Raw genomic sequence first — 17,042 nt, forward strand, 5'->3', positions numbered from 1 at the left:
CTACCCCTCGCCTGACGCCCCCTTATTGCGGCTCGCCGCGTTACAGGCGCGCCAGCACGGCATCGCCGATGGTGGCCGTATCGGCATCGCCGCCAAGGTCCGCCCCGAAAATGCCGTCGGCCAGAACCTTCGCCACCGCCTGTTCGACCCGCGCGGCCTGTTCCTCCTGCCCCAGCGAGTGGCGCAGCAGTTCGGCGGCCGACAGGATCGTCGCCAGCGGATTGGCGATGCCCTTGCCCGCAATATCGGGGGCACTACCATGGATCGGTTCATAAAGTCCGAACGTGCCATGCGCCGTCTTGCGCTCTCCCAAAGAGGCGCTGGCGAGCAGGCCGATCGAACCGACGCACATCGAAGCCTGATCGGACAATATATCGCCGAACAGATTGCCGGTGACGACCACGTCGAACTGCCCCGGATTGCGCACCAGCTGCATCGCGGCATTGTCGACCAGCATATGGGTCAGCTTTACATCGGGGAAACCGGCGGCGGTTTCGATCACCACGTCGCGCCACAATTGCGAGGTTTCGAGGACATTGGCCTTGTCGACCGAGCACAGCATGCCGCGACGCTTTTGCGCGGCTTCGAAACCGGCGATGGCGATGCGGCGGACCTCGCTCTCGTCATAGCTCATGATGTCATAGCCTTCGCGCAGGCCCGCATCGGTCGTGCGCATGCCCTTTTCGCCGAAATACACATCGCCGTTCAGCTCGCGCACGATCAGAAGATCGATGGCAGAGGCGACTTCGGGCCGCAGGGCGGACGCCCCCTCAAGGCCGGGGAACATCTTGGCGGGGCGCAGATTGGCGAACAGGCCCATCGCGCTGCGCAGGCCCAGAATCGCCTGTTCGGGGCGCAGATCGCGCGCCAGATTGTCGCAATCGGGATCGCCCACCGCGCCGAACAGGATCGCATCGCATTCGCGCGCGACGGTCAGCGTTTCGGGCGGCAGCGGGTGGCCGTGTTTTTTATAGGCCATGCCCCCGACATCGCCGGTCAGGAACGACAGCGGCAGCGGCAGCGCCTCGAGCACGCGCAGGGCCTGTGCGGTGACTTCCTGACCGATGCCGTCGCCTGCGAATACCGCGATTTTCATGTCGTAATCCCTGACTTTCGTGAAACCTATGCCATGCGCGAAAGCCGCGCGCGCAAGATTGCGCGGGCGGCCAGCAGGTCGCCCATAACAGGACCGGCGCGGTCTGCAAGCAGGCGCTTTTCCACATGGCGGCCCGTTGCGTCGAATATGGCCAGCGTTTCGTCCCACCCTGCCGGATCGAGCGCGGGCCTTTCTCCGCCATAGCCCAGCTCGCGCAGCATCAGCGCTTCATAGGCCGACAGCGCGGGCACCCAGCCACGCGCGGAAGGGGCATGGCAGATCGCGTCGAGCACCGCGTCCAGCGCCTGATACAGCGCGGGAAACGGGCTGCGTTCGGGCAGGATCGCGGCGGATAGCGCGGTCACCCAGCCGATGGCGGCGGCAGGCAGAGGTTCGGTCAGGAAAGGCGCGCGGCTGGTGACCAGCTCGGCCTTCAAAAACGGCAGCTGGCTGGCCGAGCGCGCGGCGATATCGGCCGCGACGACATTGCCGGGGATCAGCACGGGGCGCATCACCCGCCCCCGCCCGCCCGCGACATAGCCCGCGACCAGCCCGTATTCCTCTGTCAGCAGCCGCGCGATGGCGGCATTCTCGCCATGCGGGCGCGCGGCGCAAACGATGGCAGAGACGCTGAGATGCATGGGCGGGGCATGCCCGCCGCGCCGGTCGATGGCAAGGCATCAGCTGCCGGGGCGGGCGATATGCGGTCAGGCGGGCGCGGATTGGGCAATGTGCGGTCAGGCAGGCGCGGAATGCGCACTGGCCGGTCAGGCGGGCGCGGAATGCGCCTTGTCCGCCTCGCAGCCGCAGGGTTCAGCCGCCTTGCGCTGGCGAGCCGCTTCCTTGTCCGCCGCGATCAGCGGGTTCTCACCCCGCCCCATCGTCCAGTTCCGGCCCAGCCGGACCTGCGGATTGGGCGCGCACCAGATCTCCCCCGTCTCGTCGATGGCGGTGACCCAGATAAGGTTATGTTCCTGTCCGTAATCGATCATGCCGAATGCATAACCGTGCCCCTTGCCAAGGACGTGGACGGGGATCGTCGGATTAAGCTGTGTGAACATGGGCGTGAAATCCTGACACATGCGATTTCACGATCAATGTGCGGGAAGCGGAACGCGTTCCCGCCGAATTGCCCGATGTTAAGCGCTTTGACGAAAAGCGGCCGCCCCTCCTATTCGGCGACCGTCTCTATTCGGCAGCAGGCTTTTTCGGTGCGGGTTTCTTCGCGGGGGCCTTTTTCGCAGGCGCCGCCGGGGTGTCGCCCAGCTTCGCTTCCAGCGCGGCGATGCGCGCGGTCAGCGCCTCGTTCTCTTCGCGGGCCTTGGCGGCCATCGCCTTGACCGCGTCGAATTCCTCGCGGCTCACGAAATCGAGGCCGCCCATCGCTTCCTTGAAACGCTCGCGCGCGGCCTCGCTCGCCTCGCGGCCCATGCCCGCGAAAGTGCCGGCAGCGGCGGTGAACAGGCGGGTGATGTCCGAGATACGGGGATTGTCGCTTTGCATGATGCCTAAATGCTATGGCCCGCGCCGCGCTTCAAGAGGAAAACCCCACTGCGCACAAAGCACAGCAGGGTTTTCGATGGGGTTTCGCGGGTTTTGCCGCGGATCAGCGGTGCAGGTCGAACCGGTCCAGTTCCATCACCTTGACCCATGCCTTGACGAAATCGGCGATGAATTTCTCCTCCATCCCGTTTTCGGCATAGACCTCGGCCAGGGCCCGCATCTGCGAGTTGGAGCCGAACACCAGATCGGTGCGCGTCGCGGTCCATTTCTCCCTGTTCGTATCGAGGCAGGTGCCGGTGAACAATTCGTCGCTATCCTCGTCCACCTGCTTCCAAGCGGTATTCATGTCGAGCAGGTTGACGAAGAAATCATTGGTCAGCACGCCCGGACGGTCGGTGAACACGCCATCCTTGCTGCCGCCGTAATTGGCGCCCAGCACGCGCAGGCCGCCCACCAGAACCGTCATTTCCGGCCCCGTCAGTGTCAGCAATTGCGCGCGGTCGACCAGCAATTCCTCTGTCGGCACGCTTTGGCGCGTTTTCAGGAAATTGCGGAAACCGTCGGCGCGCGGTTCCAGCCAGCCGAAATTGTCGGGATCGGTCTGGTCCTGCGTGGCATCGACGCGGCCCGGAGTGAACGGCACCTCGATCTCGTGCCCGCCCAGCTTTGCCGCGACCTCGATCCCGACATTGCCCGCCAGCACGACCAGATCGGCAAAGGAGATCTTCTTCCCGCCGCCGGCCTTGGCATCGAAATCGGCCTTGATGCCTTCCAGCACCTTGATCACCTTGGCCAGCTTTTCGGGCTCGTTCTCCTGCCAGTCCTTTTGCGGGGCCAGCCGGATGCGCCCGCCATTGGCGCCGCCGCGATGGTCCGACCCGCGATAGGTGCTGGCCGCCGCCCATGCGGTGGAGACCATCTCCGCGACCGACAGGCCGCTGTTGGCGATCGCCACCGACAAGGCGTTCACATCGGCGGCATCGACCAGCGGATGGTCCACATCGGGCAGCGGGTCCTGCCAGATCAGGTCCTCGGCAGGGACTTCGGGGCCCAGATAGCGCGCCTTTGGCCCCATGTCGCGGTGGCACAGCTTGAACCATGCCCGCGCGAACTGGTCCGCGAAATAGGCCGGATCGGCGCGGAATTTCTCCATGATCTCGCGGAAGCCGGGATCGACCTTCATCGCCATATCGGCGGTGGTCATGATGGTCGGCTGCTTCTTCGACGGATCATGCGCCTGCGGGGCCAGCGTATCGGCGGGCGCGCCCACCGGAGTCCATTGCTTGGCGCCTGCGGGGCTGCGGGTCAGCTCGTACTCGTGGTCCAGCAGCATGTCGAAATAGGACATGTCCCATGTGACCGGCGTCGGGGTCCATGCCCCCTCGATCCCGCTGGTGATGGTGTGGTCGCCCATCCCGCTTTCATGGCCCGACGTCCAGCCAAGGCCCTGCATCGCGATATCGGCCCCTTCGGGTTCCGCCCCCACCAGCGCGGCATCGCCAGCGCCGTGGCACTTGCCGAACGTATGGCCGCCGACCGTCAGCGCGCATGTCTCCTCGTCATTCATGCCCATATTGCCGAATGTCTTGCGGATGTCGCGCGCACTGCCCATCGGATCGGGATCGCCGCCCGGCCCTTCGGGATTCACATAGATCAGCCCCATCTGGATCGCGGCCAGCGGGTCTTCCAGCACCATTTCCTTGTCGGGCTGGATGCGGGTTTCGTTATTCTCGTCCCCCACCCAATAGGCTTCGGTGCCCCAATAGACATCGGTCTCGGGCTCGTATTTATCGGGCCGTCCGCCGCCAAAGCCGAACACGGGGCCGCCCATCGATTCGATGGCGACATTGCCGGCCAGGATCATCAGATCGGCCCATGACAGGTTCTTGCCGTATTTCTGCTTGATCGGCCACAACAGGCGGCGCGCCTTGTCCAGATTGGCATTGTCGGGCCACGAATTGAGCGGGGCGAAACGCTGCTGGCCCGCGCCCGCGCCGCCGCGACCGTCCTGAATGCGATAGGTGCCCGCGCTGTGCCATGCCATGCGGATGAAGAACGGGCCGTAATGCCCGTAATCGGCAGGCCACCACGGCTGGCTGTCGGTCATCAGCGCGGTCAGGTCGCGCTTGACCGCATCGTAATCGAGCGCGTTGAACGCCTCGGCATAATCGAAATCGCGGTCGAACGGGCTGGGGTTCTGGCCGCCCTGATGCAGGATATCCAGCGTGATCTGGTTGGGCCACCAATCGCGGTTGGTGCGACCCAGCAGGGACTTGCGCGCCTCGTGCTGAACGGGGCAGCCGCCTTTCAGCGGGTCTTTGGTCTTGGCGTCCATGATGTTCCTTCTCCTGCAGCTTGTCCCGTCCTTTTATGGGGCGGAGCATACATGGCGATGACAGCGGCCCCAAACACGAAAACCCATTCAGAAAAATTCAGGAAATCGATCAATGAATGGCAATTGACAGATTCCCTCTATCAATAGGGCACGCCGTCAAGGCGCCGGAATGGCGGGATGGCAGGAATGGCGGGGATGCGCGGCCCGGCCGTGGCGGGCGGGGCCGTGCATTTCCGCCTATGTCGTCATCGCTTCCGCCAACCCCGATCAGGGCTGATAGAAGAACCACATCACCACAACCGCAAGCAGCAATGCCGCCAGCCCCGCGGCCACATGGGCCCAATCGATATGGGGTGCGTGCATATGGGGTGCCTGAACATGCCAGCGGGCATGCTTTCCGATCCGTGGCGCATGAGGGATACGCATGATCTCCTCCTTGCATTCAGTTCCGCATTCTAGCGCGGCTCCAACCGCTGGAGTCGTTAACGGTGGAAATATACGCCTTTTCAGGGGTGTTGGGTAGGGATTTGGCGGGTTTTTGGCTGTAGGGCGGGATGAAAGCGGAATGTCTGGTAGTGGCCGGTTGCCTCCATTGCTGCCTCGCGTAGAGTCTCGGTATGAAACCGGTCGCTCGATTCATTGTCTGGACGCTTGGATCAGGCGCCTACTGGGCTATCTCTCTATCCCTTGTCCTGCTCCTGAGTTGGGTATTTGGAGGCGACTGCGGGTTGGAGCAGACTGACATGGGCCTCAAGGCATGTGGGCAGGAAAAGCGCTGGGCTGTCGTCGTGAGCTTCGTGGTATTCGCAATCGCCTATATCGCGGGGGTTCGGGCAGTTCTAAGACGTAAGCGCCAATGACTGGAATCCAACCCAATTCGGTCATTAGCCTGCGCAATGGCGCTGCCCGGATGCGGACCGGCAGCTATCTGCTTTTTTGTCCAAAAGCGGAATGTCTGCAAGCGACCGATTGCGGACACTTAATCACAGACCATCATCACGGTCGGATAAGGCCTCCCAAAATGCCAAGGCGCGATCCGGTAACTGAACCGGGTCGTTCAACGAGTAGGTGAGTTGAGGTGAACAATTGTATCTGCTTCAAACCGTGCCCCGTCTTCACAAAAGCTTAGATCAATCGCGATGCGATAATCACGCACGGGGTCAATACCGGACTGCCTGTAAGCAACGACACTACTAAAGTTTCTCGTCTCCCCTGGATGGAAGTGTATAATTTTGCTCGATTTTGGAAGGTGTGGAAGTCCCGAGGCTGAAACTCGATCGTTCGCAACTCTTACAACAATATGAGGCGAGAGATCATTGATGAAAATGTCCTCGAAAACGCAAACCTCTTTGCTGCTCCGATTGATCAACTCAAATTCCATGACGACTGCGAAATAGTCCTTTTCCGGTCTCTCGCTTTGACCCGCGTAAATTATCTCAACGCCATCCTTTGCTACTTGTTCATTTGCTGTGACGCAGGCGGATAAAATGACAGGAAAAATAATGGCAAGGGCTTTCATGACGATCTCTACTGATAGCATTGGATGACCATGCAAATATGACTATCTTTAATTAGCGGCACGGTTGGGGTCGTTTGCGCCGAGCCGATCTCTCATGTCACGCGAATTGCGCAAAGCCCGAACGGTCCAATTCAGCTTTTTCTGCTCCGATGCTGTAATGCTGGCATCGATATTTTTTGCATGGCCGCTGGTCTTCACATTTGCGGCCTGCTTCGTCTGCTCATCCTCCGCAGCCGTTATCCAGTTCGCTTTAAGGTGTCACAGGTAGTGGGTGGAACATCACAGGTGTGAACCTGCTCAAACCTGCGCCAGTAAGTTGTCCTAAATGCGGAGCGGTGCGGTAAAAAGGACTCGGTTTTAATGACCGCAATCCACCCCATTCCAGTCATTAGCGCGTAGAAACCTTGCGCCCGAAAGCTGCCGCAGCCACGGCAAAGCCGCGGCTGTCACGTTGAACGGATCGCTGCGGGCCTTACCGCCCTTGCGTCCGTCAGCCGGGGCGCCGCCTCAGGCGAATTAGCGCTCCGCTTGCTGCGCAATGCTCACCCTAATTCACGGGCGGCTGCCTACCACCCCATTCCAGTCATTAGCACCAAAAACCTCAGCGCCCGAAAGCTGCCGCAGCCACGGCAAAGCCGCGGCTGTGACGTTGAACGGATCGCTGCGGGCCTTGCCGCCCTTGCGTCCGTCAGCCGGGGCGCCGCCTCTGGCGAATTAGCGCTCCGCTTGCTGCGCAATGCTCGCCCTAGTTACCGGGCGGCTTTGCCATCAGCGTCAGTGCCGATTGTGCCAGCACGGTCGCGCCGGTTTCGACCACTGCGTCGGCGTCGGGGGCCCAGAACGGGCTGTGGAGCGAGGGGAGCGTGATTTCGCCTGCTTCGGATTTCGCCATATTTTCGGGCGTAACGCCGCCGACCCAGAAGATCAGCGACTGGATATTGTCGGGGTCCTCGCGGCGATAGCGGCTGAAATCTTCTCCGCCCATCACGGCGGGGGTGTCGATCACCCGCGCCTCTCCGAATGTCGACTGCATCACCGGCACCAGACGGTCGACCAGTTCGGGATTGTTGAAGGTGGCGGGCGTGAAGGCGGGATCGACGGTGACAACCGGCATCTTGTCCTCGGGCATGCCCGCGGCGATGGCCTCTCCCTTTGCGATGCGTTCGATGCCTTTCAACAGCCCGTCGCGCGATGCGTCGGAATAGCTGCGCACCGTCAGCTGCAATTTCACCTCGTCCGGAATGATATTGTGCTTGGCTCCGCCATGGATGCTGCCCACGGTGACGACGGCGGGGTCCTGCGGGTTCTGTTCGCGGCTGACCAGTGTCTGCAACCGCATCACGATGCTGCTGGCCAGCACGACGGGGTCCTTGGTGGTGTGCGGATAGGCGCCGTGCCCGCCGACGCCGGGGATGGCGATATCGACCGAATCCACATTGGCCAGCGCCCATCCGCTGGCATAGCCGACGACGCCTGCCGGAATCTGCGCCGCATCGTGAAAGGCGATGGCGTAATCGGGCTTGGGGAATCGGGTATAAAGCCCGTCTTCCAGCATGGCGCCCGCGCCCTCGCCCACTTCCTCGCCCGGCTGGCCGATCATGACCAGCGTGCCGCTCCATTCATCCTTGCGCGCGGCCAGTTGGCGCGCCGCGCCGACCCAGCCCGCCATATGCGTATCGTGGCCGCAGGCATGCATCACCCCGCTTTCCACGCCCGAACGCGCGGTGGCGGTAACCTTGGACGCAAAGGGCAGGCCCGTCTGTTCGGTCACCGGCAGCCCGTCCATATCGGCGCGCAGCAGCACGGTCGGCCCTTCGCCGTTTTTCATCACCGCGACGACGCCGGTGCCGCCGACCCCTTCGGTCACGTCAAAGCCCAGCCCGCGCATGATGCCCGCCAGCCGTGCCGCCGTTTTCACTTCCTGCATCGACAGTTCGGGATTGGCGTGGAGCTCGCGGTAAAGCTCCATCAGCTCGGGCATGTCGCGCTCTATGCTTTCAGTAAGCGATTGCGCGGCGGCGGGGGTTGCAAGGGCCAGCGTTGAGACGGCGGCGAGCGATGCTGCGAGCTGTTTGATGTGCATGGAGCGCGACGATAACGCGCCGATGGCACGTTGCAACCCCGCGCCGGACAGAGCTGTGCGTTACGCAGGGTCCGGCGCGAAGCGGATGGGATCGTCGCCCTCTGCCCATGGCCGGTGGCGGACCATGATCGCCCTGAACAGGGGCGATTCCAGATGGCCCGCCAGCCATTTTTGCAGATGGGGCAGCGGCAATGCGTCGAACCAGTCGCGATCCACCGCCGCGAACTGGCGGACAAAGGGAAAGATCGCCGCATCGGTCAGCCCGCGCCGCGTGCCGCCCAGCTGGCCATGCGCGGCCAGACGCGCGTTCAAACCGCCCAGAAATTCCAGCGCGCTTTCGCGGTGGGCCAGCGGGTCCGATCCGTGGCGGTCGGGGTATTTATACCGGTCGAGATCGTGCTTGAACGCCCCGTCATTCGCCGCGACCAGCGCATGGTCGTCGCGCTCCAGCCAGTTTTCCGGATCGTTGCGGGCCAGTGCCCAGCGCATGATGTCGATGCTTTCGTCGATGACCGCCGCGTCGTCCGGCACCAGCACCGGCACCGTCCCCTTGGGCGATGCGGCCAGCATGGCATCGGGCTTGGCGGCCAGCTTGACCTCGCGCAGGGTGCAGGGCGTGCCGCTGATCGCCAGCGCCAGCCGCGCGCGCATGGCATAGGGGCAGCGGCGAAAGCTGTAGAGCACGGGTTCAGTCATCGCGCGCCTTTTGCACCGCGCCGACATGCGCCACGCCCCGCTGCGCCGCCAGTTCCTCCTGCTTCTGCCGCTCGCGATAGGCGGCGCGTTGTTCGTCGGTCCGTTCGGCATGGCAATGCGGGCAGCTGACCCCCTCTTCATACAGCGGCGAGGCCATGTCGGCATCGCTGACCGGACGGCGGCAGGCATGGCACAGGCCATAGCTTCCCTCCACCAGCCCATGGCCGACGGTTACGCGCTGGTCGAACACGAAACATTCGCCGCGCCACAGGCTGTCGCGCTCGTCCACCGTTTCCAGATATTTGAGGATGCCGCCCTTGAGGTGGAACACGTCCTCCACGCCTTCCTGCTTTAAAAAGGCGGTCGATTTCTCGCAGCGGATGCCGCCGGTGCAGAACATGGCGACCTTGGGCGCTTTTCCCTCACCCGGCAGGCCTTTACCCAGCAGCCTTTCGCGCTCGCTGCGGAACCAGGCGGGGAAATTGCGGAAGCTGGCGGTCTTGGGGTCGATCGCGCGGTCGAATGTGCCTACCGCGACTTCGTAATCGTTCCGCGTGTCGATCACGATGGTATCGGGGTCCGATATCAGCGCGTTCCAGTCCTGCGGATCGACATAGGTGCCGACGGTGCGATTGGGGTCGATGCCGGGCTGGCCCATCGTCACGATCTCGCGCTTCAGCCGCACTTTCATCCGGTGGAACGGCATGGTGGCGGCGGCCGAGAATTTCACGTCCGTCGCCGCGCAACCGGGCAGCGTGCGAATATGGTCAAGCACCGCGGCGATGCCGTCTGCCGTGCCTGCGATGGTGCCGTTGATCCCCTCGCCCGCCAGCAGCAGCGTGCCGCGCACGCCATGGCGGCGGCACACGGCCTCCAGCGGGGCCTGCAGCGCGGCGGGATCGTCGAAACGGGTAAAGCGGTAAAGCGCCGCCACCGTCAGCGGCGCGCCGGATTCGCATGTCATATCGGCCATGCGCCGCCCATAGCGCCAAGCGCCGCCGTGTCCAAGCCGGCGGCGCGCGCGATCAGACCGTGGCGGGCAGCTCCAGTTCGATGGTGCAGCACAGGCCATCGGGCCGGTAATCCAGCAGCGCGCTGCCGTCATGCTGGATGACGAAGCCCTGTTCGATCAGCCGCGATCCGAACCCCTTGCGTTCGGGCGCGGTCACCGGCGGGCCGCCCCGTTCGCGCCATTCGATGGTCAGGCGCTGGCGACCCGCGTCATCCTCTCGCAGATGCCAGTCCACCGCGATCGTGCCGGTATCCGCCGACAAGGCGCCATATTTGATGGCATTGGTGCATAGTTCATGGATCGTCAGCGCCAGCGACACGCCGATTTGCGGGGTCAGCGACACGGGCGGGCCGTCGAATACAAAGCGCGCCACATCCTCGCCCGTCGCGGCGGTAACGGCGGCGATCAGGCTTTCCCGCAGGGATGCCGGTTCCCAGTTCCCCCTGGTCAGCAGATCATGCGCCGATGCCAGCGCATGCAAACGCTGCGAGAAGATGCGCCGCGCCTCCCCCTCAGGGTCGACGGACCGGAACGACTGGCTGGCCAGCCCCTGCACCACCGCCAGCGTATTTTTCACGCGATGGTTCAGTTCGCTGATCAGCAATTCCTGCCGCCGCTGGGCGCGCACTTCCTCGGTGACGTCATAGCCCTGGACGAACACGCCGCTTGGCTCGCCATCGTCGCCGAAGATCGGCTGGTAGATGAATTCGAGGAACATCTCTTCCATCCGCCCCTCGATCTCGAGGAATATCTGCTCGTTCCGCCCGAAATAGGGTTTGCCGCTGGCCAGCACCCCGTCGAGCAGATCGACAAAGCCCTGTTCGACGATTTCGGGCAGCGCCTCGGCCACGGGGCGGCCCAGCAGATCGTCGCGCCCGACCAATGCGCGATAGGCGGCATTGGCCATCTGGAACACATGGTCCGCCCCCTCGACAATGGCGACGAAGCCGGGGGCCTGTTCGAACAGGCGGCGCAGGCGCTCGCTCTGCGCTTGCAGATCGGTGTTGCGCGCCTGGATCGCGCCCGCGCGCTGGATCAGCCCCATCTCGTCGCGCATGCGGCGCAGCGCCTGAAGCTCTGTCACATCGACCGTGTGCTGAAGAATATGGCTGACCTGCCCGTCATCGCCCAGCAGGGGCGTATGCGTCGCGCTCCAGTACCTCTGCGTCATCGTGCCGTCAGGCTGGGCGATGTCATAGCGGATCAGCGCGATCTCATCCCGCTCGCCCGTGTCGAGCACGCGGTGCAGCGATGCGTGGAGCAGATCGTGGCTGTCGGTGCCCGGTTCGCTGGGAAAGGCGTCGAACAATGCGCGGCCCAGAATATCGGCGCGTTCGCGCATCGTCGCCTGAAGATAGGCATCGTTCATCCACGCGATCCGCAATTCCGCGTCGAGCACGACATAGGGATTGGGCGAAAGCGCAAACAGGGCTTCGAAATTCATGCAGATACGCTCCGGCCGCAGGTCGAAACGAAGCGGGCCGGCGTTCCTCCGGTAAGCGCCGCGGACAGGGCGGGCCATCCGGCATGATTGCGCCGCTTCGCCGCGAAAAGCAACCTGTTTGCAGGGGGTTGGTTCCGGCAGATTGCCTATGTCGGTGGCAATGCTTGGCGCGGGCGGTGCGATCGCCTAAACGCGAGCGATGGATTTCGACGAACAATTGCGCCGCTATTTCGGCACATCCGATCTGGCCGCCGTTCCGCCCGCCGCGCGCGAGGCGGGGATCGAACATATGCGCGTGGACCTTGGGCTGGCGAGCGATCCTGCGCAGCGTTTCGTGCTATGGGCGCTGCTCTATACGCTGGGCGCGGCGCCCGATCTCGACGTGGCGTTCAAGGACGAGGGCGAGCGCGAGGCAGCACGCAATCTAATGGATCTGCTGGGCGCGGCCGAAGGCGGCGATTAACGCCAGCCGGGGCGCTTCAGCAGATCGAATGCGCGCTTGACGCTCAGGATCGGCTGCGCGCAGGCGCTGTGATACAGGCCGTTCAGCGAGTGGAGGCGTTCGTCGTCGCCATCCTCGAAACGGATTTCGGTCGCGCCTTCGCCGGGGCCGATGATGCGGTGGCAGCTATGGCAGGGCGGACCGTACGGCTCGCCGCCGCCGCCTTCCTGCCTCGATACATCCATAAACATGCGGTTCTCCTTCCCGCAGGCGGTTCGTGCCGCCCGCAGGAAGAATTGTGCCGTTTCCCGCATGAGTGATTGCTTAACAATTGCTAAGGACGAGGTTCATCAAGCGATGAGGTTCCGGTCCCAGGCACCGGTGAATCCGGCGTTTTCCGGTCAGGCGACGATGGCGCGCTGCTCTGCCATGCCCATCGAAACCAGCAGGCCCGACCGGTCCTGAACGCGGCGGAAATCTTGTTTGCTCGCCATGCTTTGCCATCCCGCCACGATCAGCGACTGGGCCACCGCCCCGCCCAAAGTCGTGCCCGGCCCCAGCACCACGAACAGGTCGGGCGCGAATTCGCGCGCGGCCACGGTGACGGCGCGGGTGAAATCATAGCTTTGCGTGACCTGCGCACCCAGCGTGTAATCATAAAGCGCGCCGGTATCGCTGGCCCCCGGCCACCAGATGCGGCCCTGCCCGTCGATCAGCGGCGTGTGCGGCTGTCCGAACAGGGCGCGGTCGATCAGCGCCCTGCCCCGCGCCGCCACCGGTTCCTGCATCGCGGTGTGGAACGCGGCATGATTGGCCAGCCGCATGGGAAAGCGCTGTTGCACGCGGGCTGTTGCCTGTTCGCCGACCGCCTGTTCAAACGCGTCCAGACCCGCCGCATCGCCCGCCAGCACCAGCATGCCGCCCAGATCGATGGAGAGGTGAAGCTGCCGGTCGGGCGCGGCACCGATCCGCGCGACCCGTTCCAGCAATTCCCGCTTTCGCGCGGCATCGGGCACCCAGTCCTCATCCATCCACGGATAGATCATCTGCCCGCCGATCAGCGCGTCCTGCATCAGCGTGCCCATGGTATTGGCAGTATGGAACCCGTCCTGCGGCGCCAGTGCCCCGCCGCAGGCCAGCGCGCTGTACCAGCCCATCGAATTGCCGGTAACCGCCACGATCTCGATCCGCTCGCGGTCGATCGAGAGATAATCGCCCAGCGACGCCGCGAAGATCAGGCCCGAGGCATTGTCGCCGCGCGTATGTGTGGCGGGCGAGAATTTCGCCGCCCCGTCGAGCGCGGTCAGCGTTTCCTGCCCCGCTGCCGCGCGCTGCGCATCGAATGCGGACAGCATGGCGGGATCGGGAAAATGCCGCGCCAGATAGCCAAGCTCGCCCGCGTTATAGGTGCCGCGACCCGGACAGATGACGACTGCCGTCTTCATCGCAGCCCCTCCACCAGAGCGACCGCCGCATCGACGATGCTATCGCGGGAGGGCATGGTCGCGGCATAGGCAGGGCCGGTCGGGATAAAGCTGTCCTCTGCCGTCAGCCGCGCCTTGGGAAGGTCGGCGTTCTCGTCCAGCAGCGCCATCAGCGCCTCGGCCACGCCGCCTGTGCGCCGCGTTTCGTCGACGATCAGTGCCGCGCGGCAGGCTGCGACCGCCTGCGCAATCGCGCTGGCCGGCAAGGGGGACAGCCAGCGGATATCGATCACCCGCGCATCGATGCCGCGCTGCGCCAGCAGCAGCAGCGCCTGCCGCGCCAGATAGGCCCCGTTGGCGAATGTGACGATGGCAAGGTCGGTGCCTGTTCCATGCACGCCGACCTCGCCCAGCGGGATGCTGTCCGCCGGATCGGGATAATGCGTCAGCCAGCCGCCATCGCCTGCCGTATGCAGGTCGCGCATCGCATAAAGCGCAATGGGTTCGAGGAAGACGACCAGCCGCTGCTCCTCGCGCGCCAGCCGCACGCATTCGCGCAGCATCAGCGCCGCATCGCGCCCGTTCGACGGGGTGCAAAGGATCAGCCCGGGAATATCGCGCAGCACCGCGACCGAATTGTCGTTATGGAAATGCCCGCCGAACCCGCGCTGATAGCCGAAACCGGATATGCGTACGACCATCGGATTGGTGAACTGCCCGTCCGAGAAAAACGGCAATGTCGCCGCCTCGCCCCGCAGCTGGTCTTCGGCATTGTGGAGATAGGCGAGGAACTGGATTTCGGGCACGGGCAGGAACCCGTTCTGCGCCATGCCGATGGCAAGGCCCAATATCGCCTGTTCGTCCAGCAGCGTATCGATCACGCGGTCCTTGCCGAAACGGGCCGACAGGCGCTGCGTGATGCCGTAATTGCCGCCCTTCCTTGCGATATCCTCTCCCATCATCACGATATCGGGGTGGGACAGCATCAGATCGGTCAGCGCCAGATTGATGATCTTGCCCATCGGCTGCGGCTTTTGCATCGCGGCCATGTCGCTATCGAACACGCCGTCGCGCAGGGCCGGATCGGGCGCGGGCAGCGGGGCGCAATCGCGTTTGGGCGGGATCAGGCTTTGCATCACCTGATCCGCGTTTTGCAGCCTTGGCCGCTGTACCACTTGCGCGGCGATGCGGGCGACGCGCGCGGCGGTTTCGCTATAGACCGCCAGCGCTTCGGCAGGCTCCATGATCTCCGCCTCGGCCAGCTGGCGAACCATGTGGAGCAGCGGGTCACTGGCTTCCTCGGCCTCCACCTCTTCGCGCGAGAGATAGGCCATCGCCATATCGGCGCCCGCATGGCCGTAAAGCCGGATCGTGCGCATATGGAGGAAGGCGGGCTTGCGCCGCATGCGGACATATCGGGCAGCGTCTTGCGCCGCGCGAAACGTATCGAACATGTCCAGCCCGTCGCAGGCGAAATAGCGGATACCGGGGCGGTTTTCGAAATTGGCGCGCACCCAGCCTCGCGGGCTCTTGGTCGAAATGCCGATGCCATTATCCTCGCACACCAACAGCAGCGGCAGCGGGATCGACTGGAAGCTGGTCCACCCCGCCGTGTTGAATGCCCCTTGCGCGGTGGAATGGTTGACCGACGCGTCCCCGAACGAACACACCGCGATCGAATGGTCCGCCATGGCGCGGAATTCGGGCGGACGGCGGCGGGCGAGGCCCAGCGAATAGGCCGCACCGACCGCCTTGGGCAGATGGCTGGCGATGGTCGATGTCTGCGGCGGGATGTTCAGCGCTTTCGATCCCAGAACCTTGTGCCGCCCGCCCGAAATCGGGTCTTCGGCAGAGCACGCGTAAGAGAGCAGCATGTCCCACGCGATAGTGGTGCCGCCGACTTGCTCCGCCCGCTGGATCTGGAACGCGGCATCGCGGTAATGCAGGAAGGCCGTGTCGGCAGGATCCAGCGCGGCGGCCAGCGAGGCCAGCCCTTCATGCCCCGACGGGCCGATGGTGTAATAGCCCTGCCCCGCCGCCTGCATCCTGCGGCTTTCACGGTCCAGCGCGCGCGTCAGGCAGGCGCTGCGGAATATCGAAACGGCGGTGATATCGTCCAGCGGACCGGCGGGCGGCGCGCCTTGCGGGAAATCGCCCGCCGCGACGCGCCGCAGGAAATTGTCGTGAACGATGGCGACGCGGTCTGCCGGATTGCTGGCCACCGGTCAGCCCCCTCAGAAAAACGCCTGCAAGCCCGTTTGCGCGCGGCCCAGTATCAGCGCGTGGACATCATGCGTCCCCTCATAGGTGTTCACCGTTTCAAGGTTCACCATATGGCGGATCACCTGATATTCGCCCGAAATCCCGTTGCCGCCGTGCATGTCGCGCGCGGTGCGGGCGATGTCCAGCGCCTTGCCGCAATTGTTGCGCTTGGTGATCGAAATCATCTCGGGCGCGGCCTTGCCCTCGTCCATCAGCCTTCCCACGCGCAGCGCGGCTTGCAGGCCCAGCGCAATCTCGGTCTGCATATTGGCGAGCTTCAGCTGGAACAATTGCGTCGCGGCCAGCGGCTTGCCGAACTGCTTGCGTTCAAGGCCATAGTCGCGCGCCGCGTGCCAGCAGAATTCCGCCGCGCCCAAGGCGCCCCACGAAATACCGTAACGCGCGCGGTTGAGGCAACCGAACGGACCTTTCAGCCCCTCGACATCGGGGAGCAGCGCATCTTCAGGCACTTCCACATCGTCCATCGCGATCTGGCCGGTGACCGATGCGCGCAGCGACAATTTGCCCTCGATCTTCGGGGCCGACAGGCCTTTCATGCCCTTTTCCAGCACGAAGCCGCGAATCTTGCCGCCATGCGCTTCGGACTTGGCCCAGACGACGAAGACATCTGCGATGGGCGCATTGGTGATCCATGTCTTGGTGCCATTCAGCACATAGCCGCCATCGACCTTGCGCGCGGTGGTGCGCATGCCCGCGGGGTCGGAGCCCGCATCGGGTTCGGTCAGCCCGAAACAGCCGATCAGCTCCCCGCTGGCGAGGCCGGGGAGGTATTTCGCATGCTGCTGCGGCGAGCCATAGGCATGGATCGGATACATGACGAGGCTGGACTGCACGCTCATCATCGACCGATAGCCGGAATCGACGCGCTCCACCTCGCGCGCGATCAGGCCATAGGTGACGTAATTTGCGTTGAGGCCGCCCAGCTCTTCGGGAATGGTCGCGCCCAGCAGGCCTGCCGCGCCCATTTCGCGGAAGATGTCGGGATCGGTATGTTCGTTCTGGAACGCATCGATCACGCGCGGCTGAAGCCTGCCCTGCGCAAAGTCGCGCGCCGCATCGCGCAACATGCGCTCGTCCTCGCTCAGCTGCTCCTCCAGCAGGAACGGGTCCGCCCAGTCGAATGCGGACAGCGAAGGCCCCTTACCCTTGGCGTGGACGTCGGACATGCGTGCTTTCTCCCTTGGAACCGGCGGGCGATTATCTAG

At 64.1% G+C, this 17,042-nt stretch carries 16 protein-coding genes; 1 reads left to right on the top strand and 15 read right to left on the bottom strand.

Annotated elements, in window-relative coordinates; genetic code table 11:
- Positions 1 to 40: 40 nt before the first annotated feature.
- The 11 genes from leuB to LOZ74_RS11465 all read right to left on the bottom strand — a co-directional run bounded on the left by leuB (position 41) and on the right by LOZ74_RS11465 (position 11,688).
- On the bottom strand, positions 41 to 1,096 hold the full coding sequence (leuB, locus tag LOZ74_RS11415; RefSeq protein ID WP_230291306.1) for a 3-isopropylmalate dehydrogenase: 1,056 nt from the start codon (positions 1,094 to 1,096) through the stop codon (positions 41 to 43).
- A gap of 26 nt (positions 1,097 to 1,122) precedes the next feature.
- A complete protein-coding gene (locus LOZ74_RS11420) occupies positions 1,123 to 1,737 on the bottom strand; it encodes a DNA repair protein RecO (RefSeq protein ID WP_230291307.1) in 615 nt (204 codons plus the stop codon).
- Positions 1,738 to 1,863: 126 nt separating this feature from the next.
- The gene (locus LOZ74_RS11425) at positions 1,864 to 2,157 is read right to left on the bottom strand and encodes a hypothetical protein (protein ID WP_230291308.1); all 294 of its coding nucleotides are present in this window, start codon (positions 2,155 to 2,157) and stop codon (positions 1,864 to 1,866) included.
- A gap of 127 nt (positions 2,158 to 2,284) precedes the next feature.
- Positions 2,285 to 2,599, bottom strand: a complete 315-nt coding sequence (locus tag LOZ74_RS11430; RefSeq protein WP_230291309.1) for an accessory factor UbiK family protein — start codon at positions 2,597 to 2,599, stop codon at positions 2,285 to 2,287.
- 103 nt (positions 2,600 to 2,702) lie between these two features.
- Positions 2,703 to 4,934 carry a catalase/peroxidase HPI gene (katG, locus tag LOZ74_RS11435; protein WP_230291310.1) on the bottom strand — a complete coding sequence of 744 codons (2,232 nt, stop codon included), beginning with the start codon at positions 4,932 to 4,934 and terminating at the stop codon, positions 2,703 to 2,705.
- A gap of 267 nt (positions 4,935 to 5,201) precedes the next feature.
- Positions 5,202 to 5,360: a hypothetical protein gene (locus tag LOZ74_RS11440; RefSeq protein WP_230291311.1), complete on the bottom strand. Its 159-nt coding sequence runs from the start codon at positions 5,358 to 5,360 to the stop codon at positions 5,202 to 5,204.
- A gap of 631 nt (positions 5,361 to 5,991) precedes the next feature.
- Positions 5,992 to 6,453, bottom strand: a complete 462-nt coding sequence (locus LOZ74_RS11445) for a hypothetical protein (protein ID WP_230291312.1) — start codon at positions 6,451 to 6,453, stop codon at positions 5,992 to 5,994.
- 745 nt (positions 6,454 to 7,198) lie between these two features.
- Positions 7,199 to 8,536, bottom strand: coding sequence for an amidohydrolase (locus LOZ74_RS11450; protein WP_230291313.1), 1,338 nt, complete (start codon positions 8,534 to 8,536; stop codon positions 7,199 to 7,201).
- Between the two features lie 60 nt (positions 8,537 to 8,596).
- Positions 8,597 to 9,232 (bottom strand): glutathione S-transferase, encoded by a 636-nt coding sequence (locus tag LOZ74_RS11455; protein ID WP_230291314.1) that lies wholly within the window; start codon positions 9,230 to 9,232, stop codon positions 8,597 to 8,599.
- The gene (locus LOZ74_RS11460) at positions 9,225 to 10,205 is read right to left on the bottom strand and encodes a rhodanese-related sulfurtransferase (protein ID WP_230291315.1); all 981 of its coding nucleotides are present in this window, start codon (positions 10,203 to 10,205) and stop codon (positions 9,225 to 9,227) included. The genes LOZ74_RS11455 and LOZ74_RS11460 overlap by 8 nt, the downstream gene beginning before the upstream one ends.
- A 52-nt stretch (positions 10,206 to 10,257) precedes the next feature.
- Positions 10,258 to 11,688, bottom strand: a complete 1,431-nt coding sequence (locus LOZ74_RS11465; protein WP_230291316.1) for a sensor histidine kinase — start codon at positions 11,686 to 11,688, stop codon at positions 10,258 to 10,260.
- Between the two features lie 199 nt (positions 11,689 to 11,887).
- Between LOZ74_RS11465 and LOZ74_RS11470 the strand changes: the two genes are divergently transcribed.
- Positions 11,888 to 12,151 (top strand): hypothetical protein, encoded by a 264-nt coding sequence (locus tag LOZ74_RS11470; RefSeq protein ID WP_230280759.1) that lies wholly within the window; start codon positions 11,888 to 11,890, stop codon positions 12,149 to 12,151.
- Here the strand turns inward: LOZ74_RS11470 and LOZ74_RS11475 are convergent.
- The 4 genes from LOZ74_RS11475 to LOZ74_RS11490 form a co-directional block, all read right to left on the bottom strand.
- Positions 12,148 to 12,381, bottom strand: a complete 234-nt coding sequence (locus LOZ74_RS11475) for a hypothetical protein (protein ID WP_230291317.1) — start codon at positions 12,379 to 12,381, stop codon at positions 12,148 to 12,150. The two genes, LOZ74_RS11470 and LOZ74_RS11475, sit on opposite strands and share 4 nt — an antisense overlap.
- Positions 12,382 to 12,531: 150 nt before the next feature.
- Positions 12,532 to 13,575 carry an ACP S-malonyltransferase gene (locus tag LOZ74_RS11480; protein ID WP_230291318.1) on the bottom strand — a complete coding sequence of 348 codons (1,044 nt, stop codon included), beginning with the start codon at positions 13,573 to 13,575 and terminating at the stop codon, positions 12,532 to 12,534.
- Positions 13,572 to 15,776, bottom strand: coding sequence for a thiamine pyrophosphate-dependent enzyme (locus LOZ74_RS11485; protein WP_230291319.1), 2,205 nt, complete (start codon positions 15,774 to 15,776; stop codon positions 13,572 to 13,574). Before LOZ74_RS11485 ends, LOZ74_RS11480 begins: the two co-directional genes overlap by 4 nt.
- 12 nt (positions 15,777 to 15,788) lie before the next feature.
- Complete coding sequence (locus LOZ74_RS11490) at positions 15,789 to 17,003, bottom strand: acyl-CoA dehydrogenase (protein ID WP_230291320.1); 1,215 nt, start codon at positions 17,001 to 17,003, stop codon at positions 15,789 to 15,791.
- Positions 17,004 to 17,042: the final 39 nt, after the last annotated feature.

This window comes from Croceicoccus sp. Ery5, from assembly GCF_020985325.1.
Lineage (GTDB): Bacteria > Pseudomonadota > Alphaproteobacteria > Sphingomonadales > Sphingomonadaceae > Croceicoccus.